At 39.3% G+C, this 20,087-nt stretch carries 16 protein-coding genes; 15 read left to right on the top strand and 1 reads right to left on the bottom strand.

Going from position 1 to position 20,087, the window contains the following annotated elements; genetic code table 11:
- Positions 1–76 precede the first annotated feature (76 nt).
- From HYG79_RS01650 to HYG79_RS01685, 8 genes are all read left to right on the top strand, one after another.
- Positions 77–3,028 (top strand): amidohydrolase family protein, encoded by a 2,952-nt coding sequence (locus HYG79_RS01650; protein ID WP_179240441.1) that lies wholly within the window; start codon positions 77–79, stop codon positions 3,026–3,028.
- 204 nt (positions 3,029–3,232) lie between these two features.
- Positions 3,233–4,519: an amidohydrolase family protein gene (locus HYG79_RS01655; RefSeq protein ID WP_179240442.1), complete on the top strand. Its 1,287-nt coding sequence runs from the start codon at positions 3,233–3,235 to the stop codon at positions 4,517–4,519.
- A gap of 245 nt (positions 4,520–4,764) precedes the next feature.
- Positions 4,765–5,376 carry a hypothetical protein gene (locus HYG79_RS01660; protein WP_179240443.1) on the top strand — a complete coding sequence of 204 codons (612 nt, stop codon included), beginning with the start codon at positions 4,765–4,767 and terminating at the stop codon, positions 5,374–5,376.
- Between the two features lie 115 nt (positions 5,377–5,491).
- Positions 5,492–5,890, top strand: coding sequence for a hypothetical protein (locus HYG79_RS01665; RefSeq protein WP_179240444.1), 399 nt, complete (start codon positions 5,492–5,494; stop codon positions 5,888–5,890).
- A gap of 436 nt (positions 5,891–6,326) precedes the next feature.
- Complete coding sequence (locus HYG79_RS01670; RefSeq protein ID WP_179240445.1) at positions 6,327–6,851, top strand: DinB family protein; 525 nt, start codon at positions 6,327–6,329, stop codon at positions 6,849–6,851.
- A 181-nt stretch (positions 6,852–7,032) separates the two neighbouring features.
- The gene (locus HYG79_RS01675) at positions 7,033–7,575 is read left to right on the top strand and encodes an ASCH domain-containing protein (protein WP_179240446.1); all 543 of its coding nucleotides are present in this window, start codon (positions 7,033–7,035) and stop codon (positions 7,573–7,575) included.
- 165 nt (positions 7,576–7,740) lie between these two features.
- Positions 7,741–9,132, top strand: a complete 1,392-nt coding sequence (locus HYG79_RS01680) for an ankyrin repeat domain-containing protein (protein WP_179240447.1) — start codon at positions 7,741–7,743, stop codon at positions 9,130–9,132.
- A gap of 113 nt (positions 9,133–9,245) precedes the next feature.
- Positions 9,246–9,764 carry a hypothetical protein gene (locus HYG79_RS01685; RefSeq protein WP_179240448.1) on the top strand — a complete coding sequence of 173 codons (519 nt, stop codon included), beginning with the start codon at positions 9,246–9,248 and terminating at the stop codon, positions 9,762–9,764.
- 272 nt (positions 9,765–10,036) lie between these two features.
- Here the strand turns inward: HYG79_RS01685 and HYG79_RS01690 are convergent, their stop codons facing one another.
- The gene (locus HYG79_RS01690) at positions 10,037–10,837 is read right to left on the bottom strand and encodes a DUF6503 family protein (RefSeq protein ID WP_179240449.1); all 801 of its coding nucleotides are present in this window, start codon (positions 10,835–10,837) and stop codon (positions 10,037–10,039) included.
- 62 nt (positions 10,838–10,899) lie between these two features.
- Here HYG79_RS01690 and HYG79_RS01695 point away from each other — a divergent pair, with 62 nt between their 5' ends.
- The 7 genes from HYG79_RS01695 (at position 10,900) to HYG79_RS01725 (ending at position 20,032) form a co-directional block, all read left to right on the top strand.
- Complete coding sequence (locus HYG79_RS01695) at positions 10,900–11,709, top strand: TrmH family RNA methyltransferase (protein WP_179240450.1); 810 nt, start codon at positions 10,900–10,902, stop codon at positions 11,707–11,709.
- Positions 11,710–11,755: 46 nt separating this feature from the next.
- Positions 11,756–12,988, top strand: a complete 1,233-nt coding sequence (locus HYG79_RS01700; protein WP_394367017.1) for a M48 family metallopeptidase — start codon at positions 11,756–11,758, stop codon at positions 12,986–12,988.
- 43 nt (positions 12,989–13,031) lie between these two features.
- Positions 13,032–15,236, top strand: coding sequence for a RelA/SpoT family protein (locus tag HYG79_RS01705; RefSeq protein WP_179240452.1), 2,205 nt, complete (start codon positions 13,032–13,034; stop codon positions 15,234–15,236).
- A 34-nt stretch (positions 15,237–15,270) separates the two neighbouring features.
- Entirely contained in the window at positions 15,271–15,726 is a 456-nt protein-coding gene (locus HYG79_RS01710; protein WP_179240453.1) for a Fur family transcriptional regulator, read from the top strand.
- A 12-nt stretch (positions 15,727–15,738) separates the two neighbouring features.
- A complete protein-coding gene (locus tag HYG79_RS01715) occupies positions 15,739–17,010 on the top strand; it encodes an adenylosuccinate synthase (protein WP_179240454.1) in 1,272 nt (423 codons plus the stop codon).
- 128 nt (positions 17,011–17,138) lie between these two features.
- Positions 17,139–18,836, top strand: a complete 1,698-nt coding sequence (locus HYG79_RS01720; protein ID WP_179240455.1) for an OstA-like protein — start codon at positions 17,139–17,141, stop codon at positions 18,834–18,836.
- Positions 18,837–18,838: 2 nt separating this feature from the next.
- Complete coding sequence (locus HYG79_RS01725) at positions 18,839–20,032, top strand: aspartate aminotransferase family protein (protein ID WP_179240456.1); 1,194 nt, start codon at positions 18,839–18,841, stop codon at positions 20,030–20,032.
- Positions 20,033–20,087 lie beyond the last annotated feature (55 nt).

Genomic DNA, 20,087 nt, shown 5'->3' on the forward strand with positions numbered 1-20,087 from the left:
AAAGAGAGGAAGTTCTTCATAATCCCTTAGCATATTTTATCTTTAGAACAGACTAATTGACTAACACCTATTCGATATGAAATTCAGACTTTTTACATTAGCTATGCTAATGTGCAGTGTTTCATTGTTTGCACAGGATTACTTCCCAAAAAACGATGGCGTAAAATCGAAGAACAACAATTACACGGCCTTTACGAACGCTAAGATTTATGTAACACCCACGCAAATAATCGATGGTGGCACACTATTGATTCAAAACGGGAAAGTGGTACAGGTCGGCAAATCGGTTTCCGTACCTAAAAATACCGTAATCGTTAATTTGGATGGAAAACATATTTATCCCTCTTTTATCGATGTTTTTTCAGGTTTTGGAGTTGAAGAACCAAAAAAGGCAGAAGGAAGTGGAAGGTCGCCCCAATATGAGGCCACTAGGGACGGTTTTTACTGGAACGACCACATTATGCCCGAAAACGATGCCATTACCAAATTCAAATACGACGATAAAAAGGCAAAGGCCTTGCGAGAAGCCGGTTTTGGTGTGGTAAACTCGCACATTCAGGACGGTATTGCTCGGGGAAGCGGTATTTTGGTGGCTTTGAACGGAAAAGGAAACGATGCGGACAGAATTTTGGACGATAAATCAGCGCAGTATCTGTCGTTTGAGAAAAGTGTGACCAGCAGACAGTCCTACCCTACCTCTTTGATGGGTGCCATGGCGCTATTGCGACAAATGTATTATGATGCAGATTGGTATGCCAAAGGTAACATAGCTACTAAAGACCGCTCTCTGGAAGCGTTGAACGCCAACAAAAACCTGACCCAAATATTCGCGGCCAACAACAAAGGCAACGTGTTGCGTGCGGATGGCATCGGGGATACTTTCGGCATACAGTACACTATTTTGGGCGGTGGCGATGAATATGAAAACATTGCCGATATAAAAGCCACGAACGCCCGATTTATCTTACCGCTCAATTTTCCGGATGCTTACGATGTATCCAATCCGTATGAAGCAGGGTATGTAAACCTTTCGGATATGCGGCACTGGAACCAAGCCCCATCAAACCCAAAAGTCTTAGCGGAAAACGGTGTGGTTTTCTCTTTTACCTTGCATGATTTAAAGTCACCTGAAAAATTCAAGGAAAAGCTGATGAAAGCCATAGCGTATGGCCTTCCCAAAACAAAAGCCTTGGAAGCGCTAACTACGGTACCGGCACAAATTTTAGGGAAATCATCGAACATGGGGTCATTGCAACAGGGGAAATTGGCGAATTTTTTGATTACTTCGGGAGATATCTTTGAAAAAAACACCACACTTTATGAAAACTGGGTGCAAGGCACCAAGAACATCATAAGTGATATGAACCAAAAAGATATCCGCGGAGAGTATGACCTTTCCATCGGTGGCGTTGATTATGCAATTTCAATTACGGGAGAGATAAACAAACCCAAAGTTGCCGTCAAAAAAGACACGGTGAGCCTAAAATCCAAAATTGCATATGGCGACGATTGGTTAGATGTGTCTTTCTCGACGGATGAAGGCGACGAATTACATAGAATGACCGGGCGCATACTTACTGATACCGATAATCTGAGTGGAAGATTGATTTTACCCAACGGGAAAGAATCTACCTTCACGGCCAAAAAAACCAAGGGTTTTTCAGAAGAGGAGAAGGAAAAAGATGAAATGGCCGTTCCGGAAATGGTGCCTGTTACCTATCCCAATATAGGCTATGGCTATACTTCAGTACCCAAGGCCCAAAACATGTTGTTCAAGAATGCTACGGTATGGACGAGCGAAGCGGCCGGTATATTGGAGAATACCGATGTTTTGGTAAAAAATGGAAAGATTGCCAAAATCGGGAAGGACTTAAACGCAGGTAGTGCCACCGTAATTGATGCCACGGGCAAACATTTGACCGCAGGTATCATTGACGAACACAGCCATATTGCGGGCGTGGCCATCAATGAAGCGGGACACAACTCTTCGGCAGAGGTCAAAATGGAAGATGTCGTAGATCCGGAAGATGTTGCCATTTACCAAGCTCTGGGCGGCGGCGTAACTTCCTTACAGTTGTTGCACGGTTCTGCCAACCCGATCGGCGGCCAGTCCGCAATTTTAAAATTAAAGTGGGGAGAAAGTGCCAAAAATATGATTTATGACAACTCCCCCAAGTTTATCAAATTCGCTTTGGGTGAAAATGTAAAACAGAGCAACTGGCAAAGTTTTAGCAGGTTCCCCCAAACCCGTATGGGGGTGGAACAGGTGTTTGTTGATTATTTTCAACGAGCCAAAGAGTACGATACAAAAAAGAAAAGCGGAAAAGCCTATCGCTACGATGAGGAAATGGAAACCTTGGCCGAAATATTGAACGGGGAACGTTTTATCAGCTGTCACTCCTATGTACAAAGTGAAATCAATATGATGATGAAGGTTGCCGAAAAGTTCGGTTTTACCCTAAATACGTTTACGCACATACTGGAAGGTTACAAAGTAGCTGATAAAATGGCCGAACACGGTGCAGGAGCAGGCACTTTTAGCGACTGGTGGGCCTACAAATATGAGGTAAACGATGCCATTCCCTACAATGCCGCCATCATGCAAAAACAAGGCGTTACGGTGGCCATTAATAGCGATGACGATGAAATGATACGAAGATTGAACCAAGAAGCCGCCAAAACCGTAAAATATGGTGGCATGTCCGAATTGGAAGCTTGGAAGATGATAACCATCAACCCTGCAAAACTATTGCATTTGGATAATCGTACAGGGAGTATTAAGGAAGGGAAGGATGCCGATTTGGTTTTATGGAACGGCCATCCCATGTCTATCTACACAAAGGCCGAAAAAACGATTATTGACGGAACCGTATATTTTGACCTCGAAAAGGACAAAAAACAACGGGAAACCATTAAAAAAGAACGCAACAAGCTTATCAATATGATGTTACAGGAAAAAAACGGCGGCGGTAAAACGCAAAAACCGCAACAGAACAAAAAAGAAAGCATGCATTGCGAAAGCCTCTAAAAAGTAAGATCATCAATCTGATATGCATTATAAATGAATACAGTATCTAAATGTAAGTTGGTGTGATTTTGAGGAACGATATATTGTATCCAGAACGTTCGCAAAATACCAAGTTGCCCATAAGAAATAAAATAAGAAAATGAATTCCCGCCTTTACCAAAACGAGTTCGGCAACAGGGCAGGAATAAAATAAAACCAATACTCATGAAAAATTTAAAATATACCATAATAGCCGTTATACTGCTAAGCTTTACCACGTGGGCACAACAGACTCCGGCAGCGAAACAAAAAGAAGCCATTACCATAACCGGGGTCACCGCCCATGTAGGTGACGGTAGTATTATGGAAAACGCCAGCATAGTTTTTGAAAATGGTAAAATCACCGCATTAGGCGCTAATGTCACGGCCAAAGGAAAAGTGGTAAACGCATCGGGAAAACATATATATCCGGGATTTATAGCCCCTGCCAAAAGTTTGGGATTGGTTGAAGTGAACGCGGTGCGTGCCAGTAACGATCAAGATGAAATAGGTGGGTTGATTCCACATGTGCGGAGCATTATTGCCTACAATGCGGAATCCAAGGTGGTAGAAAGTATGCGGCCCAACGGTGTGTTATTGGCACAAATAACCCCAAAGGGCGGTCTCATATCCGGTACCTCCTCTATTGTACAGTTCGATGCCTGGAACTGGGAAGATGCGGCGATAAAGACCGATGATGGCATTCACCTAAATTGGCCGGGAACCTTTCGTAGGGGCCGCTGGTGGATGGGCGAACCAAGAGGGTTTCTACCCAATAAGGACTATACCGACCAAGTTGGCGAAGTAAAGACCTTTATGAACAACGCATTGTCCTACGGGAAAGCGACCGCACCAGAAAAAAACCTACCTTTTGCCGCCATGCAGGGCATTTTTGATGGTACCCAAAAACTATACGTGTATGCCGATGGGGAAAAAGAAATCATAGATGCTATAAATACGGTCAAAAACGCAGGGGCAAAAGAGGTTGTGCTTGTTGGTGGTTATCATGCCTACAAGATTACCGACTTCCTAAAAAAACAGAATATCCCCGTATTGGTTCAGTTTACCCACAACCGCCCCAGTTTTGAGGATGATGATTATGACCTGCCCTACAAGCTTCCAAAACTATTGATGGATGCCGGACTTTTAGTCGGATTACAAAACGGCTCTGCCTCAAACTTTCAAACACGTAACCTTCCCTTTTATGCAGGCCAAGTGGCCGGACAAGGTTTGGATAAGGAAAAAGCCTTGCAGTTGATTACCGGGAACACAGCCAAAATATTAGGGATAGATGCCGATTACGGTACTTTGGCGGTAGGGAAAAGTGCTACCTTTTTTGTCTCCAAAGGCGATGCCTTGGACATGCGTGGCAACCAATTGACCCATGCCTTTATTGATGGTAGAGACATCTCATTGGAAACCCACCAGACCCAACTCTGGAAACGCTATTCAAAAAAGTACGAAGGGGAATAAAACATTTGCATAAAAATAATATTATAATAAGCTAAATGTAGTGGTGTATTTAGCGTGTTGTTAGCAAATATTTAAAATGAACCGTACATTAATCAAATTTCTCGCATTTTCAATGTTCCTATCATTGAATAGTTGCTCGAAAATAATTGAATTTGAAAGTAAAAGATATTTATTCGCTTTTGTCCTTTCACTTATCATTGGATTGATTGCTTTAATCGCTTCAATTTTTAAAAAAAATAAATGAAATGAAAAACATCACGCTTCTATTAGTCATTATGATTTTAATTTCATCTTGTAAAAAGAACAATGAAACAAAAAAAATAATTGATGAAATTCAAATTACGGAAACACTGAGTGTCGCTGAATTGGAAAATAAAAACTCCGACTTGACCGAAAACAATTCCGATAATATTCAAAATATAAAAACTCAAATCGATGAGTATTTGACAGCCTTTCTAAACGGAAATTCAGAAAAAGCTATTACATATTGCTATCCTGACCTTTTTGAATTTATGAAAAGTCAATATCCTCAAGAATATAGTATTGAAGAAGTGAAATCTGTCTTTAAAGAATCGATTGACGCTTTAAAAGAAATGTCAGTGAATGGTGTTGAGTATGAATTTGAAGTAGGAGAAATTAATAAAATTGCGGAAAACAATGATTTTAAACTCTACTCGATTGTTACTTATCTAAAAGTTAAAAAGGGATTGGATTCAAATACTTCTGGAGGAGAACAGATAGCAATTAGTAATGACAATGGAAAAACTTGGAAATTTTTAGAAAAAGATGCGAATAAGAATTATTTAAAAGTCTTAAAATTGAGCATTCCGAACGAAATAGTAAACCGAATCAAATAAAAACGATTTGCCATCAATGTGTATAATTCATTGCTATTTAAAGCCTATTTAAGAACTTTAATGCTTAAACACGCAACGAAATCATACATTAGACCGTTGTAAGTAATTTGACAAAATGAAAAAGGGAATTACAATAATACTGTTACTAATATTTTGCTGTTGCAAAAATAAAGTAAGGCCTAGTGACAATTTTAACGACAAAAAGCTCACTAGCGATTTGATTTTAGAAATTTTATCCAACAAGAAAGATGACTATATAGATTTAAATTGCAAATGTATTTCTGAAAAATCGAAACTTATATTACCCCGTTCCGGTAGCTTAAAAGGGTTTGCCAAAAAAAACTTAGATATAAAAGACACATTGCATTTGAATGACCAAATCGAGCTATTCACCCATTTTAAGATATCTGATGATATATTATCTAGTTGGAATATTATAACGGAGAAAGAGTTTGATATATACAAAATTTCTTCGTCAGACAGTTCAATTTGGGAATCATTACTGATTGACTGACCTAACGGATATTATTCTTTTTCTAAACCTATTTTCAACGAAAATTTTGATAAGGCAATAGTTGGATTTGGAAGTATTTGTGGAAGATTATGCGGTGGTGGTATTACACGTGTCTATCGACTTGTAAATGGGAAATGGGAGGTTGAAAGGGAAATAAGCTCATGGGTGAGTTAATAAAAAACTGAGTACAGTAAAACCTAAACGCAATTCGGGTTTTAGGACGAAAACCAAAGGTCTTTGTATATTCATGATATCACTAAATCTTATGTATTTAGCCTTAGACAAGAAAAAAGAAAAAAATAGGCTTTAGCTACTTCAAGAGACGGAAACCATATGTTTCCTTATCTCTGCACTAAGCTTAATTTGGCCTTTGCATGTGTAAATGGCTAACTTTAATTTATGTAATTGTGTTGCAACTCATCCTAAAACAGGAAAAATGAATGTAGCTGAAATCCTAAGCAAGCAGACAAAAAATGCATTTGAATGGACGAATAAGCTGATTGTGCCTATCCCGTATGAGAAGTGGGACATCCTAGCAGAGGGTATTGGCTCTAATTTGAGCTGGCAGATTGGTCACCAAATTGTCAGTATTTATTATCACACAATTATGACCACCGTAGGGCATATTCCCGAGTTGATTGAAAAACTGAATTTACGTGCATACACAGAAATGTGTAACTATGACACCTCTGCTGCAAATATGGTTGGAAAGACCAATCCAAAAAAACTGATGCAGGATTTGAAATATATGCAAGAACAATCTTTAGGCATAATTAAATCATTGTCCCAGAATGATCTACAAAAAGCTGTTGAACCGACTAAAGTCCCACATCCGATTGCTACAACCAAATTTGAGGCCATTGATTGGAATATAAAGCATACAATGTGGCATTGTGGACAAGTTGCGATAATTAAGCGAATTGTGGACAGCCCATATGATTTTGGTGTTAAAAGAACATAACAAAATGATAAGATTGAATAAAAAAACGCATTGTGACAAAGTTCCTAAGCAAAGTATTGCCTCTTTATACTTCTCAATATCGTTACTGATTTTAAACTTGATTTACGCCCAAAAGTTTAATATTAACTAAATAACCGAATACATGAAAGAAAGCAACCGATAACGCGCAAACCAAAACAATATGAAACAGCTTATCATTATCCTATTTCTAGTTGTCATCGGTTGTAGAAACGAAACAAAATCTGACGAAGAAATCGATGAAACCGTCTACGATATGTGGGGCGATTTTACCCAGGTACACCCTGAGTTCAAAAAAGATGAATTGCCGGAATCCTGGTATTTTCATGACAATAAAGAAGATGCAAATCGGCTGGCAGACTTGGTCATGAAAGGAAAAAAGAAAGCTTCTTCGGGATTATACCTTTGGTATAAGGAGGCAAATGCCGATTTACCAAAAGCCGGGACAAAGAGTATTATAACCAATTTTGATGGCACAGCACAAGCGATAATCAAAATCACAAAGGTAGATACCATTCCGTTCAATCAAATTTCCAAAGAATATGCTGCAATGGATATGGGAACGAACATTGAACCGCTAAAAAAATGGAAAAAAGCGCACTGGGACTTTTTTGCAAACACTATGAAACAAGGCGGGAATGAACCCACGGAAAAAATATTGGTCGTTTGTGAACGATTTGAAACCATTTGGCCAAAAAAACAGTAATGATAAAACCTACCAAGAAAATAGTATCACATGTGGTTAATTGACGTTAAGCTTCTGTCCTTAAACAAGGGGCCTAAAAAAGCTATGTCAAGAACGTAAGTAAAATTCATATATGAATTTGCTTATGTATCTTTTGTAATTAAACTATAGTCTGAGATTTAGAAAATGAAAAAAATAACATACATCATCATTTTTTTGGTCATAGCCTTAAAGGTGACCGCACAGAACATTCATAGAACGGCCTGCCAAGGCAACCTTATTAGATTGGACAGCATGCTCTCAAATACCGTTATCAATGTAAAAGATCACCGTGGAAGATCACTGTTGCACTGGGCCGTTGCATGTAAAAAAGAAAAAGTATTTGATTTCCTAATACAAAGAGGAGTAGATGTAAATGGGGAAGACAATCAAAATAAAACTCCAATGCATATTGCAGCACAATATAGCAATGAAGAATATTTTGACAAGCTGGTACAATCACAGCGGAATAGTGATTGGAAAAATAAATATGGAGCATCGCTATTGGAAATAGCCGTACTTAAAAAAGATACCGCATTTATAAAGAGACTGATCAATAACGATATCAATATCAACAGTAAAAACGATAGAGGAAGTTCTTCTTTGGAAATTTCTCAACGAATTAAAGCTACAACCATTTCTAATTACCTTTTGGCAAACGGAGCGGATGAAAATGGGGTTCGCAAAATTGAGGCAGAGGGTTTGTTTATGGGACAATCAACGCCGGGCCGAATACCAAAAATGTTTGCGCCTAACTTTATTTCGACCGAAGAATATGAATTTGGTTCGGTTTTTAACGCAAATAATACAGAGTTCTATTTTGGTGTGGATGTCAATGGAAAAAATGAAATCAGGTATTCAAAGCTTACCGAGGGTACTTGGTCTAAACCAAAAACCATTTTGTCCCATGATCGCTACGGTTATAATGACCCTTTTCTATCACCAGATGAAAAAAGACTATATTTTATATCCAATAGGGCTTTGGATGGGACATCCGAAGTAAAAGATGATATTGACATCTGGTTCGTTGAAAAAAATAATAACGTATGGTCACAACCCATACATACAGGACCAAATATTAATTCTGATGGTAATGAATATTATATTTCGTTTACAAAAGATGGTACAATGTATTTTTCATCCAGTAGGAATGCTCCTGCTGAAAGAAAAAATCATGACCAAGATATCTACTATTCGAAATTCGTGGATGAACAATTTCAGAAAGCGGTTGGCTTGGGAAGTTCAATCAATACCAAAGATTATGAAGCTGATGTATTTATAGACCCCGAAGAAAATTACATTATTTTTTGTTCTACCCGAGCCAATGGTTTTGGAAGGGGAGATTTGTACATAAGCTTTAAAGATGCAAATGGGGCATGGACTAAATCAATGAACATGGGCGAAACGATAAATACCAAAAATCATGAGTTATGTCCTTTCGTTACTTTAGATGGAAAGTTCTTGTTCTACACGAGTAATGAGGATATTTATTGGGTAAATACAGATATTATCAGCGAATTGAGAGGAAAAAGTAAATGATAATGCATATGAAAAATCATCGCAATTTTTAAGATGATGCTTCCTAACAACAATAGGATTCGTAAAAACCAACGATAGACTATAAAAATTTGTTACACGATAAAAACAAGAATATGAGATATTTAAAGCGGATAGTTCTTGCTCTTACAATCCTTTTATTTATTATGGGTTGCCAAGAGGTAAAAGAACAAAAAACAACGGATGCAACTACGCCACCCGTAAATACGGAACTTGAAAAAAAGGCTATTCTAAAAACCTTGAACGACGAAACCAAAGCTGCTTTTCAAAGAGATTATGAAAGCTGGCAAGAAAAGTGGGTTCATGATTCGGATATAACCAAAACATATATTGATTTTGCAGAAAATAAATTCTCCGAATCGGTAGGTTGGGACGAAATAAGTCAGTTTGTCAAAACATTCATCAAGGAACATCCCGAACCTGAACCCGTTCCAAAAGTATTGGACAAAATTGATGTGCGCCTTTATGGGGCAGGTGCTTGGGTAATCTATGAGCAACAGGACTCACTACGGGGCCTAAAACGTGAAACACGGTTGATGGAAAAAATAAACGGCGAATGGAAAATCGCCGGTATGCAAACTACCATTTACGGATTCAATGAACAAAAAGAGTGACTAAAAAACCATAAATTCAACTACTATCATACCTTTTGGTCTTGTAATTGATTACGATAGTATATGCGGTAAACCGTTGTGCATTTTGATGAAATTCTGTCAATATTATGATTGAAATGAACAAGAATTTGTATCGAGAATAAAAATTTTAATCAAATTGTTACTTATAGTTCTGCTAAGCTGAGCCGAAGTACGATTTTTCGTTCCTCAAAATCACTCGAACAGACCTATCGACATTATATTCTTTCAAAATACACAACGGGTATTTTTATTTACTGCTTGGTCACCACTTTTGCATTTTTTGGCATATTGTAGAAACCCTCAGGTTTGGGAGCCGAACCCAAGATAACATTTTCAAAAGGCAACGGTTCACGAGCTTCCTTGATTTTTTTGCCTTCATAATCGTGCCAAATCAAAGCCTTGGGTAAAACCAAATCATCAATGTTCATCCAATCATTGTAACGAATCCATTTTACGTTATCCGATTTTTCCCCGCTGCGATAGGTGACCGTATAGCCCAACCATGCCATTTGGTAGGTCTCCGGGTCGTAATGCAAATAATATTCATCTTTGGGAGAAGTTCCCACGCCACTATCGTAGTCAATACGAATGCCTGGGTACGATTTGCCATCATACTCCAAAGGCTCGGTTTCACCGTAATTTATCCCATCATCTGCCAATACAAAGGGCATGGCATAAAAGTAGAACATGAGATTTCGGTAGAATAACGGGTCGCCTTTATATGTGGCTTTCTCATCCAATAACCAAACATTGGTACCGTCAAAACCCATGGCTATTTGGGGCGTTTCAATCCTTTCTTTTCTGCTATACAAGTCAATCGTCTGCACCTCATCACCGGATGGTTTTGGCATGGTGTAGCTCAATGTTCTTTTTTCCTTCCAATTTTTGAGTCCACCATGTGTTTCAAAAACCTTTTGCAAGGCTTCGGGGTAGTTTTTGGCAATCACTTTAGTTTGTGTTACTTCCTCTTTTTGCTCTGTTTTCGGCTCTTTAACGTTCTGCTTACAGGCCAAGAGGGCCATTAAGGCCAATAGGGATAAAAGCTGTTTCATTATTCTTTGTTTTAGGTTTACCTATTGGTCGGGCAAATTCAGTTTTATTTACATTTGCCCATATGAACGAAATAAAGCAAATCAGCAGCTTACAAAATACCCTGATCAAGAAAATTGTTCTGTTGAAGGAAAAATCAAGGGAGCGTAAAAAATCCGGTGCATTTGTATTGGAAGGCCTTCGAGAGTTACAGTTGTGCCTTAAGGGAAATTATGAAATAGAGACTATTGTATTTCAAGAAGATTTGGTGTCGGAAAAAGAAATAAACAAACTGCTGGACAAGTATACCGTTTCACCCAAAATCGTCTCGATTACCAAAGAGATATATCAAAAATTGGCATATAGGGAAACTACCGAAGGCGTTTTGGCCATTGCCAAATCAAAAGAACATAAACTTGAACATACAAATCTCAAAAACAAAAAACCTTTGGTACTCGTTGCAGAAGCCCCTGAAAAACCAGGAAATATCGGTGCATTATTGCGTACAGCCGATGCGGCAAATATAGATGCGGTAATTATCGCCAATCCCAAAACGGACATGTACAACCCAAATATCATACGTTCCAGTGTAGGATGCTTATTTACCAATACCATTGCTACGGGAAATACGACGGAGGTTATCAGCTACCTGAAAAAAAAGAATATGAACATATACTGTGCCGCGCTGACCGCTTCCAAAAGTTATGTCGACACCGATTTCAAAGAAGCATCGGCAATTATCGTGGGTACGGAAGCTACGGGACTGTCGGGCGAATGGTTGGATAATTCCACTCAAAATATCATTATCCCAATGCAAGGCGAAATAGATTCCATGAACGTATCGGTATCCGCTGCAATACTTATCTTTGAAGCAAAACGACAACGAGGGTTCTGAGCTGATAGTTGATGAAGATGTAAACCCGTAAAATTTTAAAACCAACATACCTTTGAACCAGTTATTTTACTTGATAATCACCATCCTTATTGTCCAATTTATCTTGGAAACCGTTTTGGAATTTCTCAATGCCAAAAAATATAAAGACCCCGTACCAGAGGATGTGAGCGATGTTTTTGATGATGAAGCCTATGCAAGATCACAAGAGTACAAAAGAACACGCTATCAATTTGGATTATTGACCTCAACGTTTTCTTTACTGCTTACCTTGGCCTTTCTGGTTTTTGGCGGTTTTGAATGGATAGACCAAATTGTTAGGAGCTTAACAGATAATACCACAGTAATGGCCCTTTTGTTCTTTGGCATTATCTTGATCGGGAGCGATGTACTCACCACCCCTTTTTCGTATTATTCCACTTTTGTTATCGAGGAAAAATTTGGCTTCAACAAGACCACCAAAAGCCTGTTTTTTTTGGATAAGCTAAAAGGTTGGGTCATGCTTGCTATAGTCGGTGGTGGTATTTTGGCTTTAATTATCGGGTTTTTTCAGTGGGCCGGTAGCAGTTTTTGGATATATGCTTGGGGATTGGTAGCCCTGTTTACAGTTTTCATGAACTTATTTTACAGTAAGCTCATCGTACCCTTGTTCAACAAACAAACCCCCTTGGAAGAGGGCAGCTTAAAATCAAAAATTGAAACCTATGCGCAAAAAGTGGGTTTTGAGCTCAACAAGATTATTGTCATAGATGGTTCCAAACGTTCGACCAAGGCTAATGCCTACTTCTCCGGTTTTGGAAAAGAAAAAAGGGTTACTTTATATGACACCCTTATCAATGATTTGGATGAAGAGGAAATAGTGGCCGTATTGGCGCATGAAGTAGGGCATTATAAAAGAAGACATATTGTTTTTAACCTTACCGCTTCCGTTTTGCTGATGGGGCTAACACTTTTCATTTTATCCATTTTTATAAATAATCCCGAAGTTTCTTTGTCCATTGGTGTATCCCAGCCTAGTTTTCATGCCGCATTGGTAGGTTTCGGAATTTTATATAGCCCCATATCTGAAATCACCGGACTTATTATGAACCATCTTTCGCGAAAATTTGAATACCAAGCAGATGATTATGCGAAAAATACGTATGGGGCCGTACCGTTGATCACATCATTAAAAAAGCTTTCAAAAAATAGCCTAAGCAATCTCACACCACATCCCGCCTATGTTTTTATGCATTATTCTCACCCGCCGCTAACCGACAGAATAAAGAATTTAAAGGCATAATTTTTGTTGTACAGCTATAAAGATTGTGTTATTTTAGATTAAGATGACCCAAGCCGCTATAGAAAAAGAAAACAAGCAAATTGCGAAGCAATATAAAGAGTTGCTGCGTATCAGCTATCAAACGCTTACCGATGATGATAAGCAAATGATACGCTCGGCTTTTGACGTGGCCGTTGATGCTCACAAGGATCAACGTAGAAAATCTGGCGAGGCCTATATATTTCATCCTATCGCCGTAGCGAAAATCGTAGCTTCCGAAATAGGCCTCGATGCGGTTTCCATAGCCTCTGCCCTACTTCATGATGTCGTTGAGGATACGGAATATACCTTGGACGATATTGAGCGAATATTCGGCGAAACCGTGGCCCGTATTGTTGACGGACTTACCAAAATCGCCCATCTGAAAAAGGATATGAACATATCCCAACAGGCAGAGAATTTCAGAAAGATGTTATTGACCTTGAACGACGATGTTAGGGTAATCATTATCAAGATTGCGGATCGATATCATAATATGCTCACAATGGACTCGATGCCTGAGCACAAACAGGTGAAAATAGCTTCCGAAACCCTTTACATATATGCTCCTTTGGCACATAGGATCGGTCTATACAATATCAAGACCGAGTTAGAGGATTTAAGCTTAAAATATACCGAGCCCGATGTTTACAATGACATTTTAAGTAAAATAGAGGCAAAAAAAGAAGATCAGCAAGCATACATAGAGGATTTTACCGATGTAATCAAGAACTCCTTGGATAAAGAAGGACTCAATTATGAGATAAAGGGACGAATGAAATCTATCTTTTCTATACGTAGAAAAATGAAAATGCAAAACGTTCCCTTTGATGAAATCTATGATAAGTTCGCTATCCGTATCATCTACAAATCAGACAAACAAAACGAAAAGTTCCTCGCCTGGAAAATATATTCCATCGTAACCGATCATTTTACGCCCAATCCGGTCAGGCTTCGGGATTGGATCTCCTCACCAAAATCCACCGGCTACGAAGCATTGCACATTACCGTAATGGGCCCCGAGGGCAATTGGGTTGAAGTACAGATACGCAGCGAGCGCATGCATGAAATTGCCGAAAAGGGCTATGCTGCACACTTTAAATACAAACATGGCGAACAAAAAGAACAGGGTATCGAACAGTGGTTGAATCGCCTGCAGGAAGCCTTGGAAAACGCCAATACCAATGCCGTTGACTTTGTTGAGGAATTCAAGCTAAATCTATATTCCAAGGAGATATTTGTTTTTACACCGCAAGGTGAATTAAAATCCTTGCCCAAAGGGGCGACACCTTTAGATTTTGCCTTTCACATTCATACCGAGGTGGGGCTACATACCCGAGGGGCCAAAGTAAACAACAAGCTTGTTCCCTTAAATACAACGTTAAATAGCGGTGATCAAGTAGAGATCATTACGTCAGACAACGCAAAACCCAACCAAAGTTGGTTGGATTATACCACAACGGCGAGGGCCAGGGCAAAAATAAAATCCTCTCTACGGGAAGAAAAAAAGCTCGTAGGTATGGAGGGCAAAGAAGTCCTAAGAAGAAAACTGAAATCACAAAAGATAACGCTCAACGAGGATTCGGTAAACAAAATGGTCGCCTTTTTTAAGCTCAAGACCAGTTTAGACTTGTTTTATAGGGTCGGTATTGGCGCCATAGATAATGCACAGATCAAGGAATTCGCCGCAACGTACAACAACGCTTTTATCAGTTTCTTCAAAAACAAGATAAGAAGAAAACCGGTACAGGAAGAAATCGAGAAAGAGGAGATTACCTCAAAATATGATTTACTCGTTTTTGGCAAGGAGGAGGAAAAGTTAAATTATACCCTTTCACAATGCTGTAATCCCATACCCGGTGACGAGGTGTTTGGTTTCGTTAGTGTGAACGAAGGCATAAAAGTCCATAAAAAGAACTGCCCCAACGCCATCTCCCTGCAATCCAACTACGCATATAGGATCATAAGTGCCAAATGGATAGATTCTTCCCAAGAGGAATTCAAAGTTGAGATAAAATTAACGGGCATAGATAACCTAGGGCTGGTAAACGAGATTACGGCACTTATCTCTGACAACATGCACGTAAATATGCGCAATCTAAACTTTAGTACAGACGGTGGCACGTTCACGGGCCATATAACCGTTTTGGTAAAAAACAAATCAATTATCAAACGTTTAACGGACAATCTAAAACGTATTAATGGTATTGATAAGGTCATAAGAATTTAAATTTTAATGTACCTTTGTACATTAAGCAAATTTTATGGCTGATAACAAAGACCAAGAAATCGTAAAAAGCGTTTTCACATCCTTTCTTGAGGATAACGGGCATAGAAAAACACCCGAACGCTACGCCATACTCCAAGAAATTTATGATAGTGACGAGCACTTTGACATTGAGTCGCTCTACATTAACATGAAAAATAAAAATTACAGAGTTAGCCGAGCAACTTTATACAATACTATTGAACTTTTATTGGATTGTAAACTGGTACGCAAACATCAATTCGGAAAAAACCAGGCGCAATACGAAAAATCGTATTTTGATAGGCAGCATGATCATGTAATACTAACAGATACAGGCGAGGTAGTAGAATTTTGTGATCCTCGGATCCAATCTATTAAAAAAACCATCGAAGAGGTGTTTGACATCAAAATAAACAACCACTCACTATATTTTTACGGTACTCGAAATAAAGAGGAGAATACGAACAACTAACCAAATTTTTACATGGCAGTAGACTTACTACTAGGATTACAATGGGGCGACGAAGGAAAAGGAAAAATCGTTGATGTACTTACCACGGATTATGACATAATTGCAAGATTTCAAGGAGGGCCAAACGCAGGCCATACTTTGGAGTTTGATGGGATAAAACATGTTCTACATACCATCCCATCAGGGATTTTTCATAAAAATGCCATGAATATTGTTGGGAACGGTGTTGTGATCGACCCCGTAATCTTCAAGAAAGAGCTGGATGGCCTTAAAAAATTTGATATCGATATAAAGTCAAAGCTTCTTATCTCGCGAAAAGCACATTTGATCTTACCAACGCATAGGTTGTTGGATGCCGCTTCCGAAACCGCAAAGGGGAAAGCCAAGATCGGTTCCACACTTAAAGGCATAGGCCCCACCTATATGGATAAAACCGGAAGAAACGGTATGCGTGTAGGCGATCTGGAACTAAACGACTGGAAAGAAAAATATAGGAACTTGGCCAATAAACACGAAGCCATGATAGGCTTCTACAATGTGGATATCCAATATGACCTTGCTGAACTGGAAACCGCTTTTTTTGAATCTGTAGAAGAACTAAAAGAATTGACTTTTATTGATAGTGAGGAATATTTGTTCCAAGCTCAAAAAGAAGGAAAAAAAATATTGGCCGAAGGGGCACAAGGTTCTTTGCTCGATATTGATTTTGGAACCTATCCGTTTGTAACCTCATCCAATACCACAGCTGCGGGAGCATGCACGGGCCTGGGGGTTGCCCCAAACAAAATTGGTGGTGTAAAGGGTATTTTTAAGGCATACACCACTCGTGTGGGCAGTGGGCCCTTCCCTACCGAATTGTTCGACCAAGATGGCGAGACTATGGGCCGAGTTGGCAATGAATTTGGTGCAACAACGGGAAGACCAAGGCGCTGCGGTTGGTTGGATCTGGTAGCACTAAAATATGCCGTGCAAATAAACGGTGTCACCGAACTAATGATGATGAAGGCCGATGTTTTAAGCGGCTTCAAAAAAATAAAGGTTTGTACCGCATACAATTACAAAGGCGAAAAAATCACCCATCTCCCATACAATATCGAAGCTGAGAACGTAACTCCGATCTATACTGAATTGAAAGGCTGGGAGAAAGACTTGACCAAAATGGACAAGCCCGAGGAATTGCCCGACACACTGCATGACTATATTGGTTTTTTGGAAAAAGAACTGGAAGTGCCCATAAAAATTGTTTCAGTAGGCCCGGATAGAACACAGACCATACACAGATAAAAAAGCCGCATAAAGCGGTTTTTTTCCTTGCCAACTCGTACCACCTTGCACCAAGAGACTTATAAAACTATACTAAACCTGTAAGCCGCTGCGCCAAAAAATCCTATTTTTGGTCAAAATTCAGTTGATTGTACAAGTCTATTTCAATTTTCCTCAGTTTACTGGTCTATGTTTCGGGAATAGGGCAAGAAAAACCCCAAGAGCAAAAACAGATCAATATTGTTTATGGGGCCAACTTTACCAAAGACGAGGCCAAATATCCCGGTGCTGTAATTTTTAGCAAAGACGAGCGGCAAGTCCAGTTTGAGCATCAAGGTGCTGACCTTTGGTGCGATGTCGCCATTTTTTATCAAACGGAAAATAGACTGAAAGCGATTGGTAACATTCTGTTAAAACAAGGGGATTCCGTACAGATGACCAGTGGCAAAATAGATTATGAAGGGGACATTAAATTGGCAAAAGCCTGGGAAGACGTTATTTTGAACAATACCCAAATGACGCTAAAAACCGATACACTGCGATTTGATAGGGAAAAACAAGAAGCCTACTATCAAGATTTTGGAACCGTGGTAGATTCTGCCAATACCTTGACCAGCGAAATTGGCAGATACTACATGGAAACCAAAAAATATCAATTTTTGGATAGTGTGCATATTGACAATCCGGACTATATAATGGATTCCGAACAATTGGACTATTACACTAGTTCAAAAAACGCCTATATGTACGGCCCTTCTACCATTACCGGAAAAACATATAAAATATATTGCGAACGTGGATTTTATGATACGAAAATAGAAAGCGGTTATGGTATTAAAAACACCAAAATAAATTACAACAATCGCATCATTGAGGGTGATAGTGTCTATTTTGATAAAGCAAGGGAATTTGCATCTGCCACAAATAACATAACAGTAACCGATACCATAAACAAAGGGGTAATCCGAGCGCACTATGCTGAAGTGTTCAAAGCAAAAGATTCCGTCTTTGCCACAAAACGTGCGGTCGCCATAAATGAGGTAGAACAGGACTCTATCTACATACACGGTGATACTTTAATGGTTACCGGAAAGCCCGAGGAACGTATTCTAAGGGCATTTCGCAACGCGAAATTCTATAAGACCGACCTTAGTGGAAAATGTGATTCCATCCACTCAGAGGAAAAAACTGGTATTACACAACTTATAAAGAATCCTATTTTATGGAACGTCGACAACCAAATGACAGGAGATAGCATTTATTTATTATCCAACCTGGAAACAGAAAAATTAGATTCACTCAAAGTGCTGAACAATGCATTCATCATATCCTTGGATACGATAAGCAATACCGGGTACAACCAAGCAAAGGGGAAAGATTTGTTCGGAAAATTTTACGATAATGAACTTAAGCTTATCGATTTGGTCAAGAATACAGAAGTCATATACTACATGTATAACGACGATGAGGAGCTTATTGGCATCAATAAGACCATTTGTAGCAAGATCAGGCTCATTATGGCCAATAACGATATAGAGGACATTACTTTTTATGTGAATCCGGATGGGGATATTTTTCCAGAAGCCGACCTTCCCGAGAACAGTAGAAAACTCAAAGGTTTTATTTGGCGTGGCGACGAACGTATTTATTCAAAAGAGGATATTTTTGATGAGGATGACAATAACATCGTATTACCTATTATACGTGGCATAGATAACCCTATTGACATTGACGCAGAGGAAGAGGAACGCCGCAAAAACGAAGGTGATCCCATAAACAATATTCCACCGTCCCGGCCAAAAGTAACAAAACCAAAGAAAGTTGGTGCCCCAAAAAAAATCCAATAACTATGATACGGGATTTTTTTAGATATCAGGCCCAGACCACGCCATATCCTCTGGCCATGGAAGTTTCCTATGCCAAAGGCAGCTATATATATGATTCTACCGGAAAAGCCCATTTGGATTTTGTAGCCGGGGTTTCTGCCTGCAGTTTAGGCCATTGCCATCCCAAAATAGTGGATGCCGTAAAAAAACAAACGGAAAAATATATGCACGTTATGGTGTATGGCGAGTATGTACAAGAACCCGCTGTTGCATTCACGAAACTTTTGGCATCGCTCCTGCCTGAACCTTTGGAGACCACGTATCTTGTGAATTCAGGTACCGAGGCTATAGAAGGTGCCTTAAAATTGGCCAGAAGGGTTACAGGGCGAAGTCAAATCGTTTCTGCCCATCACGCGTATCATGGGAGTACTATGGGCAGCTTGAGCGTGATGGGCTATGAGGAAAGAAAAAGTGTTTTTAGGCCTTTGATTCCCAATATTGCCTTCATCCATTTTAATGCGGAAATAGACTTACAGAAAATAACCGAAAAAACAGCAGCGGTCATTTTGGAAACCATACAAGGCGGTGCGGGCTTTATAGCACCAAAAAACGAGTATCTAAAAAAAGTACGTGAACGTTGTGACGAGGTCGGTGCCCTATTGATTTTGGATGAAATACAACCAGGTTTTGGCAGAACGGGAAAAATATTCGCCTTTGAGCACTATGATTGTATTCCCGATATTTTGGTTATGGGCAAGGGAATGGCATCCGGTCTTCCCGTTGGGGCCTTTACCTCATCGAAAGAAATGATGAAATCGTTACAAGATGGTCCAAAACTCGGTCACATAACCACCTTTGGGGGCAACCCGGTCATAGCTGCGGCAAGCCTTGCCACTTTAGAGGAAATTACCCAAACAAGCCTTATAATCGAGGCTTTGGAAAAAGAGAAAATATTCAGAAAGCTGTTAAAACACAAGTATATCAAGGCAATTAGAGGAAAGGGGTTGATGTTGGCGCTGATTATGGAAAATCCAGAGATGGCCAATCACCTTGTGCTTACCAGTGCAAAAAAGGGACTTATTCTTTTTTGGTTACTGTTTGAACCCAAAGCGGTTAGAATTTCTCCTCCTTTGACCATATCCATTGCCGAAATTGAGAAAGGTTGTGCCATCATAATGAATATTTTGACAGCCTACGACAATAATCATGTTAACTAATTTGTTAATAATAAAGACCAAATCTTATATAATCAAAAACTGAATAGACTATTTT

The organism is Costertonia aggregata (assembly GCF_013402795.1).
GTDB lineage: Bacteria > Bacteroidota > Bacteroidia > Flavobacteriales > Flavobacteriaceae > Costertonia > Costertonia aggregata.